Annotated in this window: 18 protein-coding genes and 1 tRNA gene; 4 read left to right on the top strand and 15 right to left on the bottom strand. The window is 26.6% G+C overall.

The annotated features are described in order from the left end of the window. Nucleotides 1-3 precede the first annotated feature (3 nt). The 3 genes from AAHM97_RS01985 (at nucleotide 4) to AAHM97_RS01975 (ending at nucleotide 4,115) form a co-directional block, all read left to right on the top strand. Nucleotides 4-2,595, top strand: coding sequence for a VirB4 family type IV secretion system protein (locus tag AAHM97_RS01985; protein ID WP_342269282.1), 2,592 nt, complete (start codon nucleotides 4-6; stop codon nucleotides 2,593-2,595). A gap of 1 nt (nucleotide 2,596) precedes the next feature. Further along, on the top strand, nucleotides 2,597-3,100 hold the full coding sequence (locus tag AAHM97_RS01980) for a hypothetical protein (protein WP_342269281.1): 504 nt from the start codon (nucleotides 2,597-2,599) through the stop codon (nucleotides 3,098-3,100). Between the two features lie 199 nt (nucleotides 3,101-3,299). Further along, on the top strand, nucleotides 3,300-4,115 hold the full coding sequence (locus AAHM97_RS01975; RefSeq protein ID WP_342269280.1) for a hypothetical protein: 816 nt from the start codon (nucleotides 3,300-3,302) through the stop codon (nucleotides 4,113-4,115). 213 nt (nucleotides 4,116-4,328) lie between these two features. On the opposite strand, the gene AAHM97_RS01970 is transcribed toward AAHM97_RS01975, so the two are convergent. The 8 genes from AAHM97_RS01970 to AAHM97_RS01935 form a co-directional block, all read right to left on the bottom strand. Then, nucleotides 4,329-6,074 carry a hypothetical protein gene (locus AAHM97_RS01970; RefSeq protein ID WP_342269279.1) on the bottom strand — a complete coding sequence of 582 codons (1,746 nt, stop codon included), beginning with the start codon at nucleotides 6,072-6,074 and terminating at the stop codon, nucleotides 4,329-4,331. Between the two features lie 152 nt (nucleotides 6,075-6,226). Continuing rightward, nucleotides 6,227-7,024: a hypothetical protein gene (locus tag AAHM97_RS01965; protein WP_342269278.1), complete on the bottom strand. Its 798-nt coding sequence runs from the start codon at nucleotides 7,022-7,024 to the stop codon at nucleotides 6,227-6,229. Between the two features lie 31 nt (nucleotides 7,025-7,055). Further along, the gene (locus AAHM97_RS01960; RefSeq protein ID WP_342269277.1) at nucleotides 7,056-7,772 is read right to left on the bottom strand and encodes a YebC/PmpR family DNA-binding transcriptional regulator; all 717 of its coding nucleotides are present in this window, start codon (nucleotides 7,770-7,772) and stop codon (nucleotides 7,056-7,058) included. Nucleotides 7,773-7,799: 27 nt separating this feature from the next. Then, entirely contained in the window at nucleotides 7,800-8,408 is a 609-nt protein-coding gene (locus tag AAHM97_RS01955) for a deoxynucleoside kinase (protein WP_342269276.1), read from the bottom strand. A gap of 35 nt (nucleotides 8,409-8,443) precedes the next feature. Then, on the bottom strand, nucleotides 8,444-9,181 hold the full coding sequence (locus AAHM97_RS01950; RefSeq protein WP_342269275.1) for a pseudouridine synthase: 738 nt from the start codon (nucleotides 9,179-9,181) through the stop codon (nucleotides 8,444-8,446). 2 nt (nucleotides 9,182-9,183) lie between these two features. Then, nucleotides 9,184-9,732, bottom strand: a complete 549-nt coding sequence (scpB, locus tag AAHM97_RS01945; RefSeq protein WP_342269274.1) for an SMC-Scp complex subunit ScpB — start codon at nucleotides 9,730-9,732, stop codon at nucleotides 9,184-9,186. Nucleotides 9,733-9,834: 102 nt separating this feature from the next. Next, nucleotides 9,835-10,578, bottom strand: coding sequence for a segregation and condensation protein A (locus AAHM97_RS01940; RefSeq protein ID WP_342269273.1), 744 nt, complete (start codon nucleotides 10,576-10,578; stop codon nucleotides 9,835-9,837). Nucleotides 10,579-10,631: 53 nt separating this feature from the next. Further along, on the bottom strand, nucleotides 10,632-11,450 hold the full coding sequence (locus tag AAHM97_RS01935) for a hypothetical protein (RefSeq protein ID WP_342269272.1): 819 nt from the start codon (nucleotides 11,448-11,450) through the stop codon (nucleotides 10,632-10,634). 169 nt (nucleotides 11,451-11,619) lie between these two features. Here AAHM97_RS01935 and ispG point away from each other — a divergent pair, with 169 nt between their 5' ends. Further along, nucleotides 11,620-12,705 (top strand): flavodoxin-dependent (E)-4-hydroxy-3-methylbut-2-enyl-diphosphate synthase, encoded by a 1,086-nt coding sequence (ispG, locus tag AAHM97_RS01930; RefSeq protein ID WP_342269271.1) that lies wholly within the window; start codon nucleotides 11,620-11,622, stop codon nucleotides 12,703-12,705. A 36-nt stretch (nucleotides 12,706-12,741) separates the two neighbouring features. On the opposite strand, the gene AAHM97_RS01925 is transcribed toward ispG, so the two are convergent. The 7 genes from AAHM97_RS01925 to AAHM97_RS01895 all read right to left on the bottom strand — a co-directional run bounded on the left by AAHM97_RS01925 (nucleotide 12,742) and on the right by AAHM97_RS01895 (nucleotide 17,012). Then, a complete protein-coding gene (locus AAHM97_RS01925) occupies nucleotides 12,742-13,458 on the bottom strand; it encodes an ABC transporter ATP-binding protein (protein WP_342269270.1) in 717 nt (238 codons plus the stop codon). Nucleotides 13,459-13,479: 21 nt separating this feature from the next. After that, nucleotides 13,480-14,511: a hypothetical protein gene (locus AAHM97_RS01920; RefSeq protein WP_342269269.1), complete on the bottom strand. Its 1,032-nt coding sequence runs from the start codon at nucleotides 14,509-14,511 to the stop codon at nucleotides 13,480-13,482. A 99-nt stretch (nucleotides 14,512-14,610) separates the two neighbouring features. Beyond that, nucleotides 14,611-15,042, bottom strand: coding sequence for a 50S ribosomal protein L19 (rplS, locus tag AAHM97_RS01915; RefSeq protein WP_425288828.1), 432 nt, complete (start codon nucleotides 15,040-15,042; stop codon nucleotides 14,611-14,613). 1 nt (nucleotide 15,043) lies between these two features. Then, nucleotides 15,044-15,766 (bottom strand): tRNA (guanosine(37)-N1)-methyltransferase TrmD, encoded by a 723-nt coding sequence (trmD, locus tag AAHM97_RS01910; protein ID WP_342269268.1) that lies wholly within the window; start codon nucleotides 15,764-15,766, stop codon nucleotides 15,044-15,046. A 3-nt stretch (nucleotides 15,767-15,769) separates the two neighbouring features. Further along, the gene (locus AAHM97_RS01905) at nucleotides 15,770-16,261 is read right to left on the bottom strand and encodes a hypothetical protein (protein ID WP_342269267.1); all 492 of its coding nucleotides are present in this window, start codon (nucleotides 16,259-16,261) and stop codon (nucleotides 15,770-15,772) included. Nucleotides 16,262-16,266: 5 nt separating this feature from the next. Next, nucleotides 16,267-16,710 (bottom strand): 30S ribosomal protein S16, encoded by a 444-nt coding sequence (rpsP, locus tag AAHM97_RS01900; RefSeq protein WP_342269266.1) that lies wholly within the window; start codon nucleotides 16,708-16,710, stop codon nucleotides 16,267-16,269. A gap of 225 nt (nucleotides 16,711-16,935) precedes the next feature. Continuing rightward, a tRNA-Arg gene (locus tag AAHM97_RS01895) sits at nucleotides 16,936-17,012 on the bottom strand. Nucleotides 17,013-17,015 lie beyond the last annotated feature (3 nt).

The following is a 17,015-nucleotide window of genomic DNA, read 5'->3' as shown; positions in this document are numbered from 1 at the left end:
GTTATGTTTAACAAAAAAAGATCTCGTCTAAAAATAAATAACTATCTTACTCTTGTAGACTTTATTTGCCTTATTTGTTTTATTTGTATATCATCATTATTATTTGTGTTATTAAAAAATAAAAATACTTTTATAGCAATACTTGTTTCATTATTTACGATGTCAACTCTAAGTTGTGGGTTAATAAAATATAATGAAAGATCCCTTTACTATCATATTTTTGTAATTTTTAAATACATAACTCACCTACTCAAAAAAAGTAAAAATAACCTTAAAATACTCACTTCTGACAATATAAATGTTTTAGCTAATAAAACTAAGGATGGTATATCATATATGTGTTGTTATAAAATAGATGGATATAATATTTTATCTAAAAATTTTGAAGAACAACAGCAAGCAATAAACATATTAAAAAAGTTTTTAGAAGAAATAGACAATCATTTTTATATAATAAAGGTAGATGAAAAAATAAGTTTTATTGATAACTCACATTATTTAAATAATTCTGGAAAAAATGGAGGAGAATTTGCCAAAAATTTTATTAAAAATGTGCTAAAAAATCAAAACTCAAATGAAGGGCAAATAAATAATAACGCTATTGGTTTTGCCTATTATATAGTAATTTGTTTCAACAAAATTGATGAATTTGAAATGTTAAATAGTCAAATATCTTCTAAGCTGATGGGAAACAATTTAAAAGCAAATATAATTGATAAATATAAGTTTGTAAACTTAATAAAAAATATCCATGACCCAAGCGCGAGTGACTATGATAGAAAAACCATTGATACTTTTGAACAAAGTTTAATTTCTTTATTTGAATATCAAGAATACAAAATAAAATCTAACTATATTAAATCTGGTGGTTTATATATTAATTTTAATACAATAGACTCAATTGAGCTTAATACTCCAACATGTTGGTTATGGCCCTTTATAATTTCTGACACTAATTTAATCATGAGTTGTCGTAAAACAAATAAAAATCAAATTGAAAAAAATTTAAATAATCGTTTATTAAATTTAAAAACTTCATTAACAATGTTGTCTCAAAAAAATCAAACAGAAATAGCAAAATTAGAACAAGACATTATTGAATGTAGTGAACTTATAAAGAGTGTTTCATTAAACCAGGAAAAGATTTTATCAACAAATTTAATATTTATAAATTATGGTACATCAATTGATGAATTAAATAATAAAAAATATATTTTAAATGATATTTGTAAATCAAATAATATGAAATTTAATAGTTTACAATTTAAGCAACAAGAAGCTTTTAGGTTTATGAAACTTGCAAATTTAAGAGCAAGTCTTTCAAATGAAAAGATACTTTTAACAAGTACAATGTTATCAAACTCTTTTCCTTTTATAGAATCTCAGCTATTGGATGAGAAAGGTTGTTATTTAGGAAGAGAAGAATGTGGAAAAACACCTATTATTTTTGACCAATTTGTAAAAACGGAAAATAGAAGAAATCATAACATGATTGTATTTGGTTCTAGTGGAAACGGTAAAACTACTTTTGTTAAAAAATTAGTTACATTTCATTGTGCAACAAATAAAAACATAATTATCCTAGACCCAGAAAATGAATATTCTAATTTGTGTAAAAAATTTGATGGTAGTATAATAGATATAAATAAATCTTCTCGTAGCGGAATAATAAACCCTTTCCAAATATGACACACTTACACAGAAGAAGAATACGACAACATCTTAGATACAAACAAAAAACTTATTGCTAGTCAGATAAATATAATTGAGGAGTGAATAAAAATATTATATCCTGAGATGAATTTAAGAACATTGCTTATATTTAAAAATATGGTTGCATTTCTTTACAATAATATTAACTTTAAAATAAATGTCTTTGATTCAATTAAACCAAATGAATGACCAACATTTATAAAACTATATGAAATAATGAAAAAATACAAAGTTCATTATCAAGATAACGAAGAGTTCATTACCCTATTAGATATTATTGAATCTGACTTTACAAAGGATAAAAAATATTATTATATATTTTCACTTCCAAGTTCTTTATCAACTCTAGATAATTCATTTACCAATGTGTCAACATTGGGAATGTATGAATCTTATGGGACAAATACTTTAAATGCAATAATATATTTATTAATTAACTATATTTATAACCAAATTAAAAGATCAAGAATAAATACTAACAAACAAACCATATTTGTTATTGATGAATCTTATCTTTTTACAGATTCTAAAAACCCTATTATTTTAAATTTTATTTACCAACTAACAAAAAGAATTAGAAAATATAACTCTGGGATTATTTTAATAACCCAAAACTTAAATGACTTTTTAGGAGATGAATCAATAAAAAAACAAACAACTGGTTTATTAAATAATATTCAATATACATCAATATTCAATCTTCAACCAGATGATATGAATAACTTAATTAACCTATATAAGAATACAAACCCCATAACACAAAATGAGTGTGAAAAAATATTAAACTTTAAAATGGGTCAAATGCTATTAATTAATAATGGACTAGAAAGAGTATTTATGAACGTAGATCTTTTAGATATAGAAAGAAAGGAATTATTATAACATGAAAAACAGAGATGAATTTATTGAACACGAAAAATCAAAAAATATTCGTGTAACAATAAATATAACAAATGAAAGCACATATGAGCTTTATAGTCGTTTTTTAAATATTGTAAAAAATAGTCGTTTTGCTACCCAGCAAAACGCTATTGAACATGCTCTTTATTTAGGAATGGAACAACTATTAGTAGAAGAAGAAACAACTAAAAAAAATTTATTTGAATTTATCGATGAAACTGGAAATAAATATAAAAACTTTTTATTAAAAAGTCTTGATTTAAGATTTTTAAATCTTATCAAACACAGTATTGTAAACGAAAAGAAAATAAACCTACTTTTAAATTGTTTAGCAGAATCAAAAATAATTGATAATATTTTCTTTTTAGAATCAAAAGAAAGTTTACAATTAACAGAAGATAGTCCATGAGTTAGTCAACTTAAAAAAGATCTTGATTCTGATTTTAACCAAATAAATATTAAAGATTTTGTAAAGGAGGAAAAATAGGCACCAGAAAAAGTCGCTCGACGCCTATGTTTCAAATGATACATATCTACAATTCTTTTCTGCTGGAGAACAACACAAAATTGATGCGGATGGTAAAGACACAGCCACAGATCTAACAAAAGACTTTACAGCCAAATCTTCTAGTTCTGGAACATCAAAAAGTACTGAAGGATTTAATGCTGGGGCTGATTATGCAAAAATGACTTTAGCAAAAGGTGTATCTTCAATTGATATAGATATTTCTGGAGACCAACCATCTACTTTTATACCAGATAACATTTCTATTGGTACAAGTAAATCTGCAACTCTTTCTGGAGCAGAAGTAAAAACTGGTGATGATAAAGGAAAAGTTGTTACTTGAAAAAGTAAAGCTAAATCAGGAGATACAAAAATATCTATTAATCTTGCAAATGATTTATCTTTAAACTTAGAAAAAACAAATGATATCTTTATAGCTTTTGATAATAAACAACAAAATAATATTAAAGCAGAGAAAGACAAACCATTAAACATAGGTGTAACTTTTAATCATGGAAATGATTCTTATAATCTTGCAATTCAGTATTCAGGTGATGTAAATGGTCTAGGATTTGTTTCTTTAGTTGATGCTGATAATAAATATCCATCATATTCAGCTAATACAGATGGTACTGGATCAGTATTGAATGTGAACCAATCCGAAACAGAAGACCAAAAAGTAACTTTTAACTTAGATATTGATGATACATACAAAGATATAAGTCTATTATGATATGTAAGCGCGAAAAAAACAGATAGCACAGTTGTATATGGTACTGATAATAAGGCGATAGCAATATCTGATGATGAAAAAGGTACTCCAACATCAATTTATACAAAACCATCTTCAATGGATATTCAAGCAGATACTAACTTGCCTATTAACATAAATATAGCAAAAAAAGAGGCACCATATGCTATGTATGTAATGTTAAGTGGACATAAAGCAGGAACTGATTTTAAATATAACATAACTATTAAAATAAATAGTAAATAGTATAGTAAGTATCAATATATCACTGATTATAGAATAGTATGTAATTAAATTCTATGATCAATACCAAACAAACTAAAAATTGCCCGCTGGCAATTTTCAGTTTGTTTTATCTTTTTGCAAGAAGGAATATGTTTACACAAAACAAAAAATTGCCAATGGCAATTTTTTGTTTTGTGTAGTTTAATTTCCTAAATATAAATTAATATGTTTATATTAGGCTCCTACAACAATTTTTATAGTATAAGTTGCAGGGCTTCCTGATCGAGTTCCCGCTATTGTCATGTATACAACAAATTGATCAGCACTTTCTTTAAGGCTTACTTTAACAGAAATAGGTGTGGATGCATCTTTAAAGATATTTGCAGTTGGTGTGGATGCAGCATCCTTAGACGCAGCTTTTGCAATATCAGTAGCTCCAGATTTAACTGTATCAATAGCTGTAGAATTATCAAATCATCCAAGCTTCATATCTGTAAAATTAGTAGGGTCTAATTTAAATTCAATTTCTAGATCCCCTTTACTTATTCCATTCACATTCAATACTGATCCAGTACCATCTGTATTAGCTGAATATGATGGATATTTATTATCAGCATCAACTAAAGAAACAAATCCTAGACCATTTACATCACCTGAATACTGAATTGCAAGATTATAAGAATCATTTCCATGATTAAAAGTTACACCTATGTTTAATGGTTTGTCTTTCTCTGCTTTAATATTATTTTGTTGTTTATTATCAAAAGCTATAAAGATATCATTTGTTTTTTCTAAGTTTAAAGATAAATCATTTGCAAGATTAATAGATATTTTTGTATCTCCTGATTTAGCTTTACTTTTTCAAGTAACAACTTTTCCTTTATCATCACCAGTTTTTACTTCTGCTCCAGAAAGAGTTGCAGATTTACTTGTACCAATAGAAATGTTATCTGGTATAAAAGTAGATGGTTGGTCTCCAGAAATATCTATATCAATTGAAGATACACCTTTTGCTAAAGTCATTTTTGCATAATCAGCCCCAGCATTAAATCCTTCAGTACTTTTTGATGTTCCAGAACTAGAAGATTTGGCTGTAAAGTCTTTTGTTAGATCTGTGGCTGTGTCTTTACCATCCGCATCAATTTTGTGTTGTTCTCCAGCAGAAAAGAATTGTAGATATGTATCATTTGAAACATAGGCGTCGAGCTTAAATGCTGAAGTTTTATCATCTTTAGAGGTAAAAAATGATAAAGATAATGTCCCAGCAGAAATATCATTATTTTTTAATATCAATTTGTCACCTACACTAACAGCTGTTTTATCAGTTGAAAAATTAACAGAATCATCTTTTAAAATTGTTAGAGCAACACCATATGTAATAGGTGTAGCCGCATCATCTGTTGATGATGCTGGGGGTGTAACTGTAACACTTAATTCTATTGTTCCTGGTAATGTTTTATCTGTTGTTGTAAGTGTTAATTCTCCAGCTTTTGTAATTGAACCTGTGATAGTAGTAACATCTGTTTTTCCATCAGCGGCAGCAACTGCCACAGTTGACCCAATTACAAGTTCAGTATCTTTTCCTGTGATTAAAACCTTAGCACCCATTAAAACACTTGCTTTTGCTTTTTTGTCATCTCCAAATGCAACACCAGTTGATGTTGAGTTTTTTCCCGGTTTAGAGACAAGTATTGGTTTTTTTGTTTTAACAACATCATCTGTTGAGTTTGCTAAAAGAAATCCAGCTTTTTTAACAGTTATTTCTTGACTTTCATTAACTGTATGAATTGTTCATGAACAAGAATTACCATCTTTTGTTGAATTATAGTTTGAAAATGCATCTGGTATAGAAAAGTAATTTTTATACTCATCTTTTGCAAATCCTGAATTATTTTTAGAACATGAAACAACATTATCAACCGCTGATAATGTTGACCCAGATATTCCAATTACACTTAATATACTTAGTAATTTTCTCATATTTGTTTTTTTTCTCCTTTTTGAATTTAAACTTGTTTTTTTAAAAAACAACCATAATAAAATAAAAATACTATGGTGTTAAATTGATTTTACCACAAATAAATGATTATTAATATTTTTTCTATTTAAAGTAGAAAAAAGAATTATTTTTATTAAAAAAATGTTCATGGACCCATATATTTTAATGAATCTGTCTTTTTAGAGAACTTATTTAAAGAAATCAACCAAATTTTATGCATTCTAGAATATTGTCTTGCAACATAAAAATCATAATCATACCCAATGCATTCTTTTTTAACAAAATCGTAAATATCTCTTTCATATAAATTTTCAAATGCATTTTTACAATATTTATCAATACAATATATGATCACAATAATCATAATAAACAACCCTACACCAATTGTTTGGTTAATATATCAATTAGCATAATTTTCAAATAAAAGATGGTGTTCTTGATAAAAACTACTATCTTGATTGGTTATAAAATAATGAAAAACTATATGAATTATTAAGGATAATATTAAACAAATTTTTAATATTAGAATTAAATAATTAGCAATAAAATTCATTCTTAAGAAAAACTTATCTTTATTAATTATCTTTGAAGATGCATATAATGTGGCAAATAAATAATCAATTTCATAACCAACACTAATAAACTCTCATTTAGGAATTATTATTTTTTTTGCTTTTTTGTCTACACAATTTAGACAATTTTTGTATTTATTCGATTCACGATATTCTACAACTCATTCTTGAATATTAAATTCTACCTTTAAAAGATCAATTCATTTTTTTAATTGGGTTGTTGAAACGTTATTGTTACTAGCGTTTATTTGTAAAACTGTATGGGTTCTAATCTTTATTGTATTTATTAATTCAATAATAAATAAAAATAAAACTTCAAGACCTAAAATTAATAAAAAGTCGTAATCAATTAAAACCATATTTTTCAAAACCTCAAGTATCTATTTCCCATTAAAGTTCGACATTATGATAAACTTCTTGAACATCTTCTAATTCATTTAATTTATCAATTAATTTTTCAAATTGTGCTTTTACATCATTATCATCTAATATTATTTCTTCATTTGGTTTTAATGTTGTTTCTGCTTGGAAATATTCTAAAATCCCGAAGTTATCAAGAACCTTTTTAATTGCGTTAAAAGAAGAAAAACCACCATAAACTACTGTTTGGTCATATTCTAATGTAATATCTATTATTTCAACATCTACCTCTAACAATAAGTCAACAATTTCATCTACTGTATGGCCTTCAAAGGCAAAGATAGAACAAGGAATAAATGAATGGCTTACAGCTCCTGCTTGAGCTATTTTTCCACCATTTTTATTAAATACATCACGGATTTCTGCTATTGCTCGATTAACATTGCTTGTTAAAGAATCAACAACAATCATTGAGTTTCCCGGACCATATCCTTCATATCTATTAAAGATATAGTTTTCAACTTCTCCACCTTCTGCCTTTTTAATTGCTCTAGCAATAACATCAGCTGGAATATGATTTGATTTTGCTTTATCCATTGCACTTCTAAGCACAAGATTTGAATTAGGATCGCTACTTCCACCTTTAGCTGCCATATATATTTCTCTAGCAGCTCTTCCATAAAGAGCAGACTTTAATGCAGCTGTTTTTTCCATACTTGCTTTTCTGACTTCGTGAGCTCTTCCCATAATTAATCTCCTTTATTTGTAACTATACTATTTTAAACCTTGTTTTTTTAAAGCCTCAATGATTTCATCTACTTTTTTATCTAGGTCATCTGTTTCTGCATCAATAACTAAAAAATTAAATTTATTTTTACGTTGATTGTATGCTTTATCATAAAGCATATTTAGGTTATCTCAAAACTTATAATCTGTTGGAAGCTCCTGGGCCCTACCTCTAGATATTACTCTTTCAACAGCTTTTTTTGTTGAAAGTTTTAAGTATATTACAACATCAAAACGAGCTCTTGTACCTAAGGAAGGAAGAATAACATTGTCAAAGAAATCAATTAAGACTTTGTGGTCTATGTCGTTTAGATTTCCCAATTGATGGAGTGCGTCTATAAATATTGTATCTTCTAAAATAGTTCGATCAAAGATAATATTTTCCATATCCTTTGCCATTGTTAATTGTTTACTTCTTGCAAGTAACATGTAAATTTGCATTTTAAAGGAAAAATTTTTCATGTCCCTATAATAATCATCAAAATACGGGTTATCATCTATTGGTTCTGGAAAAATTTCATGTCCTAACCGTTTAGATATTTCCTCACTCACAGTTGATTTTCCAGCACCAACTGTACCAAATAATGCTATTCTCATAAAAATGTTCCTCTCTTATATAATATTATATACGTTTATTTTTTTATTGATTTATAAATACCATAAAGTTGCTTAACTTCGTGAACTTTTAATGAACGATACTGGCCTGGTTTTAGGCCATCATCTGTTAAAAACTCTATTGCACTTCTTTTTAGTTTTTTTAAAACAATATCTACATTCTTTAGCATTTCTTTAACGTGATGTTTTTTACCCTCACAAATTGTTAGACTGATAATTGATTCATTTTTACTATCATCATAGTTTTTGATCTTAACATCAAGGGCTTTTGCAAGATAATTATCATGGATTTTAACTCCACGACTTAGGTTCTTTACTTGGTCCTTTCTTACTCTTCCTTCACAAAGTGCTTGATAAGTTTTTTTAATTTGGTAACTGGGATGGGATATAAATTGGGCAAATTCTCCATCATTTGTCATTAACAATAGACCTTCAACATCATAATCCAATCTTCCCACAGGGTAAATTCTTTCATGAAATGATTTAAAAAAATCATTTACTGTTTTTCTTGATTTTGGGTCAAACATTGTTGTTATAACTGAACGAGGTTTGTAAAATAAAATGTATATATTTTCGGATTTTTTATCAACAATTTTGTTAAAAATTTCAATTTTACAATTTTCATCAAAACATTTTCCTAGTTCTCTAATAATTACTCCATTAACCTTAACAGCCCCTTTAACAATTAATTCTTCAGCTCTTCTTCTAGAACAATATCCTCTATTTGCAATAATCTTATGTAATCTTTGTTCCATTTTTAAAATATATCTTCATTTTCTTCTACAGCAGTTAATGGTGGGAGTTCGTCTAGGGAATTGAGGTTAAAATATTTTAAAAAGTCATCTGTTGTTATATATAACATTGGTTTGCCAACAAGATTTTCTGCTTTTCCATTTTCAGCAATTAAGCCTCGTTGTCTTAATTTTGAGAAATGGATATCACAATTAACTCCCCTGATTTGTTCAACTTCTGGTTTTGAAATTGGTCCACGATAAGCAATTAAACTAAGGACTTCAATCGCAGCACTTGATAATTTAGCTTCTGTTTTTATATTTTCTAGTTTTAAATAATAGTCGAAAAATGCATTTTTTATAACCATACGAAATTTGGTTTGGGCAAATGTTTGGATCATTAATCCACAACTGTCATCATTTTTGTATTTATGGTTCAAATTATTAATAATCTTTACAACTTCGTCTTTTTCGTTAATATTCAACATTTGTTTAATATCTTCAATATCTACCCCTGCATCTCCATTTAAAAATAATAGACCTTCAACAACTGCCATTAACTTATTATTATTCATATAACAACTACCCTTCTACTACACTTTATTTTAATTATTTAAAAAATTGATTGATATATATTTCACTAACTTAAGATATTATAACATAAAAATATGAACTATTTATTTTCGTCTAACAAAAATGTCATCATTATCTTGTTTTATTTGTAAATATTGTTCTTTTGCAAGATCCAATATTGAAACAAAAACAACAACTAACATCCCAATTGAAAAATTTTCATTTTCAATCAAAGCTTCTAAATTAATTCATATTTTTTCTTCTTTTTCTAAAAATTTACGAATCTCCCCTACAACAACATCTGGAGAAATTTCAACAATTTTTAAATTTTTTTCTCCCTGTGTTGAGCGTTTTTGTTTAGCAATAACATTTAAAAAAATCTTAGAAAATTTTTCAATATTAATTGTATTTTTTGCTAGTGGTAACTTATCATCATCAATTCTTGTTACTTTTAAAATGCTTTTTTGCTTAGAAATTAACTTTGTAGTATCTTTCTGACGATCAACAAAATATTTAGTTACTTCTTTGATTTTATGATATTCCACAAGTCGATCAAAAAACTCTTTTCTTTGAACATCTTCTCAGTTATCATCAACTTCTTCTTTAGTTTTTGGAATTAAAAAAGCGCTTTTGAGCCTAATAAGATAGGCAGCCATTGATAAATACTCACTAGCGATTTCAATACTCTGTTTTTTGACTTCCTCAATATATGCTAAATATTGATTTGTAATTTCTGTTAAATTAACATCAACTATTTCAATTTCTTTTTTAGATATTAAATGTACCAAAAGGTCTAATGGCCCATTAAAATCATTAAGATCTTTAACTTCAAAACCTCTATTAAACATTTTTGACCCTCCTTATTATAAAAAACTTTTATTTATTTTAACTAGCTTTATCACTATCGTTTCTGAATATTTTTTGCTAATGTTCTTTTATCCTTAATACAAGCAGAAAGAACACTTAAAAATCTCATTATTAATATATACAGACAAAAAGAAATTAACGAAAGATTGTATTTTAATGTAAAATTTAAAAAATCATGAGAAAGGGAATTTCTTTTAAAACGAATAATTGTAATAATTCCTGAATTTGAGACCAAATTTATTCAATTGCGAAAATATGTGTCCCGCGTGCTATCGATTGTTAATTGTGAAGATAATTTTATAATTCTAGAACCAAATGTCTCTTTTTCTTCAATTTTAGGGCGTGGATGGTCACCTGTTAATCTAAAAAATAAATGTTCTAACAAACTTGTAATTTTATCAAAAGAAGAGTAAAAATAATTAAAGGATGAAATTTGTTCATGTAAAAGATGGTCATCGATAGAAAACTTTCAATCACTAGTCAGTTTAAAAATATCACTATCAATTTTATCTCTAAAATAATAAATCATTTTTTTTAGCTCTATAAAAACTGGTTGGTTCAAAAAATTAGCATTTTCATTAAAAATTATAGTTTCTAATGAATTTTTAATCTCATAAATATAAGATATTAGTTGTGAGTTTGAAATTAGTAGTTGTCTATCATCATATCTTTCATAAACATTTTTAAGGCAATTATTCTCATTTTCAAGTTTTAAAATTGTGTTGAAAATAACATTACGCTTAAAAAAAACATAATCAATGTAGTTAAATACTTCATTAACATCTTCATTTTCCAGTTTTGAGTTTGTATTGTGTTCTAAATTAAATTGTCTTAAAAAATTTATATCCTTCATTAAAAATCTTCCTACATATTAAGTATAGCAAAAATAAACTTACTTTTTTAGTAGTTAATTTGAATTGAGGGTATATAATCATAAATAATGTATTTCTTTTCAAATTATTAATAGTTTTAGATAAGAGGATGAAAATAAATATATAATATTAATAGGTTAAATATTAATAATGAAAAAATTTCGAGAAATAACAAAATCAATATTTGTTGGAGGCATTGAAATTGGGGGCAATAACAATGTTATAATCCAATCAATGACAAATACAAAAACACATAATATTAAAGCTACTTTAACACAAATTGAACAACTCTATAAAAAGGGTTGTCAAATTGTTCGTGTAGCTGTTTTAGGGATAAATGATGCAGAGTCATTAGAAGAAATAGTTAAAAAATCACCAATTCCAGTTGTTGCAGATATTCATTTTAACTACAAATTTGCACTAATAGCAGCAGATGCTGGTTGTGCTAAAATCAGGATAAATCCTGGAAATATTGGATTAAAAGAAAATGTTATTAAAGTTGTTGATAAATGTAAAGAAAAAAATATACCAATTAGAATTGGGATTAATTCTGGTAGTTTACCAAAACATATTATTAATAAATATGGGTGAACATGACAGGCTAGTGTTGAATCTTTAAAGGAACACATTGACATATTAGAAGAATTAAATTTTAAAGACATTATTTATTCTGTTAAATCAACAGACCCAATTGCTTCAATTCTTGCATATAAGGAGTGTGCTAAGAGATGAAAATATCCTGCCCATATAGGGATAACAGAGGCTGGAAGTCTCTTAAATGGGTCAATAAAATCAAGTTTTGCCCTAGGACATTTATTATATGAGGGGTATGGAAACACAATTAGAATATCTCTAACAGATGACCCTGTTAAAGAAGTTGAGGTATGTAAGAAACTTTTAAATAGTGTTGGTCTTTATGAAAATATTGTAGAAGTTATTGCTTGCCCTACATGTGGAAGGCTTGAGTTTGAATTAAATAAAGTTGTAAAAGAAATTGAAGTTTATGTTGAAGATCTTAACTTTCCATTAAAAATAGCAATTTTAGGATGTGTAGTTAACGGCCCTGGAGAAGCAAGCCAAGCTGACATTGGTATTGCCGGAGGAAAAGATGCTGGAATAATATTTAAAAAGGGAAAAATTTTTAAAACTGTTAAGCAAGATGAGCTAGTAAAGGAATTAAAAATATTAGTTGATGAATATTATTATAACTGATTAGATAAACAAAAAAAGAAATAGAATTTCTAGGTAGTTTAAATAGTTTTTTGCTATTGTTTATTTTTTTTCAAAATCAGATTCATAGAAAACATTATTATAAATAGATCTTACTAATTCAATATTATCTTCCTTATTATTAAGAGTTATTTCTTTTTTCAAAAAACCAAGTTTTAAAAACCCTATCTTATTACAAATCTTAGATACTCCATCAATGTTTGTTGTACTTATTAAAATAATTTTGTTCTTTAACTCTGCTAGTTTTAATAATAATTTAATAATTTTTTGTTTGTTTTCTTGTGAAATATTTAAACATGGTTCATCTAATAATAGACAATCAGGGTCGTGCATAATTGCAACGATGAGTGAAACTAATCTTCTTTCCTCATCATTCATTTTGCTAATTATTTTTTTCACATCGATTTCAAAATACTTTATAAGTTCTTCAATAATAAGAATATTTACAGAATTTTTAGTTTCTGCCATTAAATGTATATATTTTTCTCCTGTCATCTTTGGCGGAATTGAAGGAGTTGTTGATAAATATCCAACAATACTCATTATTTTTTTAGGTTCTTTTCAGGTTGATATATTGTTAATGTAAACAATACCACTATCTTTTTTCACCAAGCCAAGGGCTATTCTCAATATTGTAGTTTTTCCTGAGTCTTTAGGACCAATTAGGCCATAAATATCTCCCGGTTTTACAAATATGCTAACATCAAAAATACCTCTATTATTTTCATATGTTTTTACTATATTTTCAATTTTAAGCATAATTATCCTCTCTTCTTTTATCTATATATTAAAATCAAGATTGTTGACCTTAATAACTGCTATTGCACAAAACAGAGTTCCTGTTGTTGCTCATAATGGTGTATAAATATATAAAAACTTATAGTTATAAGTTTGTTCTAACAATAAATACTGAGAACCATCCAAATTAGTATTTCATTTAATTGCTTTCAATTGAAACTGATTTGAAATAAAATTAAAGACATCAGCATATGAAATATAATTTGTTTTATCACTTCCATATTTATAGGTAATTAATTTATCAACACCAAAAATAATAATGTGAAATAACAATATTAAACCTATCAATATATGAATAATTTTTACCTTATTTGGAAATCATATATATATTAGTACATAAAAATTTGTAGAAGAAAATAAGAAGATAAAAAAGCCCATTATCTGTAATAATAAATTTTTTATAAAGTCAGGGTTTATATATGTATATTTATAAGCGATAAAATATGTAAGAGCATAGATTGGAATATAGGCAATAAACATTTCAATATAAAAGAGTGACATTTTAGTTATAAATAATTTTTTTCTAGAAACTGCCATTGTAAGTCACATTGCAAACTTGCCTATATTTTTTGTGTCTATAAAATGTTTGTTATACAATATTAAAAAATAAATTAATAAAAAACATATTCCTGGCCCAGACAATAAATAATACATCAAGTTGTTAATTGCAAAATTATGGACTATCTTACCTGTTCCACCTTTCTCTTTTGGTGTTATTGTGTAGGTTTCATAAACTTTAAGATTATTACTATTACCATTTAGTCCAAAAATTCAAATATAAATTCCAAATGCTGCTACAAATGATATAGAAAAAAATATTAGAAAAATATATCAATTTTTTTTGATTGTTTCTCTTAAGATTAACCATATTTTATTCTTATTTGCAACTATACGCATACATATATTTCCTCTATTTGTATGTTTTAAGATATTATCAACTATATTATATCATATTTTTTGATAAATTATTGCTGTTCTTCCCAATATATATTGGTCAAAAACATTTTCAGTCATTTTTTTAAACAAAAAAAAAAAAAAATACTTACAGATTAAAATTTTTTAGTTGAAATTTAATTATCACAACTAAAATTGTAACTATATTAATCTAGGTAATTATTTTTTTGCTTCTGTTTTATTTGCTTCTTGTTTTTTTGTAACTTTTTTAGTTACCGGGCTAGTTGATTTATCTTTTTTAGTAACAATCTCTTTAATTCTTGCAGATTTTCCAGATAGTTTTCTTATATAGTATATTCTAGCTCTTCTTACACGCCCACGTTTAATAAGATCTACGCTCTCAATAATTGGTGATTGTAATGGGAATGTTCTTTCAACAAAAACACCATTCGAATTTTTTCTAACAACAACAGAGTATGAGATTCCAGAACCTTGGGTTTTAATGACAACTCCTTCAAAACTTTGAATTCTGAATTTTTCACCTTCTTTAATTTTTACATTAACACAAATAGTGTCCCCTGAACTAAAATCGGGTAGGTCTGTTCTTAATTGTTTGTCTAAAATTTGTTGTGTAACTTTACTGTGTAACATATTATACCTCCTCTTTTTTTATTTTTTCTAAAATTAATAACTTTTCGCTATCAAATTTTATTTTTTCTAATAAGTCTGGTCTTTTTTTATAAGTATTTTTTAATTTAGACTCAAGCTTGTATTTGTTAATATTTTGATGATTCCCTGAGAGTAAGACATCTGGGACTTTTTGTCCATCAAATTCTACTGGTTTTGTGTAGGCATCGTGGTCTAATAGACCATCATAGAAGCTATCGTTTTCTAATGACTCTTTTTGAATAACAGAATCAACACATCTACTAGTACTATCAATTATCACCATCGCTGCTAATTCTCCCCCAGTAAGTACATAATCACCGATTGAAACTTCCTGGTTAATGTATGCAGATATTCGACTATCAAATCCCTCATAATGGCCACATATTATAATTATATGCTCATGACTACTAAATTCGATAGCAAGTTTCTGATTAAAAGTTTTTCCTTGGGGAGATGTTAAGATAATATTTGATTTTGGTGTTTTTATGCTATTTATTGCTCTAACAATAGGTTCTATCATTATTAACATTCCTTTTCCACCACCAAATTGATAATCATCAATTTGCTTATTTTTAAGGGTGGAAAAGTCTCTAATATCTACTATCTCTACTTCTATTAAGTTACGTTCAATTGCTTTTTTGATAATTGAAGTTTTTATATAACTTTTAATTAAATCTGGAAATAGCGTTAGTATTGAATACTTCATTGTTTAAAATTCCTCAATATTTTGTACATAAATTGTTTTTTTACTCTTTAATGTTTTCTTTACAAAATTGTCAATATTGGGTATTCATATATATTTTGAATCTTTTTGTTCAACTTTTAAAAGATTGTATTTACCATTGTATATTACATCAACAACTATACCAAAATCATTATCTTGATACAAGACTTTTCAACCATGATAATTGATCTCTGTTTCAATAGCAACATCACCCTTTATTGTATATAAGTAACAACCAACATACGGTTCAATATCTTCAATGTTAGAAACATCCTTTAACGTAAGAATTCTTTTTTTTGATATAATTTGGTCTTTCTCTACAAAAAAAAACTCATATGATAAATCGCTTTTAATATAAACTTTTTTATTATCTAATGAATCAAGAAAAGAAATTTCCTTATCTATATCCAATTTTACTTGCCCTCGAATACCAAATGGTCTTGAAATTTTTCCAATTAATTTTAACTTATCAAACACAATTTTTATTTAGCTTTAGCTTGCTTTTCAGTTGGTTTTTTAGCTGGAGCAGGTTTATCGGCTGAAGCTGGTTTTTTAGCTGGAGCAGGTTTTTTAGCTGGAGCAGGTTTATCGGCTGAAGCTGGTTTTTTAGCTGGAGCAGGTTTTTTAACCTTAACAGTTTTTTGTTTTTTTTCTCCACTAGTAGATTTTGCCACTTTAGTTTCATGAAATGTTTTTAAAATCCCTTCCTTAGAAAAAAGACTTCTAACTGTATCTGTTGGTTGTGCTCCTTCATTAAGTCATTTTAAGGCAATATCTGATTTAATATTTTTTTCACCATTAATTGGGTTATAAGTTCCAATTAATTCTATATATTCACCATCTCTTTTAACTCGTGAATCAATAGCAACAATACGATAAAAAGCAGATTTTTTCTTACCAACTCTTTTTAGTCTTAGTTTTACCATCTAATATTTCCTTTCTTTAAGTACTATATAATTATAAATTAAAAGAAAAACCTTGTCAAGCATTTTAACTTGACAAGGTTAATATTTTTAAAATAATAAGAAAACACTATTTAATAAAAAATGTTATTTACATCAAAATTACTTAAAAATACATTAAATAATTATTAATTTAATTATTATAATAATTAAGCCACTATTATAAATAATAATTATTAATTCAAAAAATGGCGCGCACGAAGGGATTCGAACCCCTGACAACCGGCTTAGAAGGCCGATGCTCTATCCAACTGAGCTACGTGCGCACA

The sequence above is a fragment of the Spiroplasma endosymbiont of Aspidapion aeneum genome, from assembly GCF_964031045.1.
Taxonomy (GTDB): domain Bacteria; phylum Bacillota_I; class Bacilli_A; order Mycoplasmatales; family Mycoplasmataceae.
The sequence above is the reverse complement of the archived record's forward strand: the minus strand, read 5'-3'. Positions and strand labels throughout refer to the sequence as shown.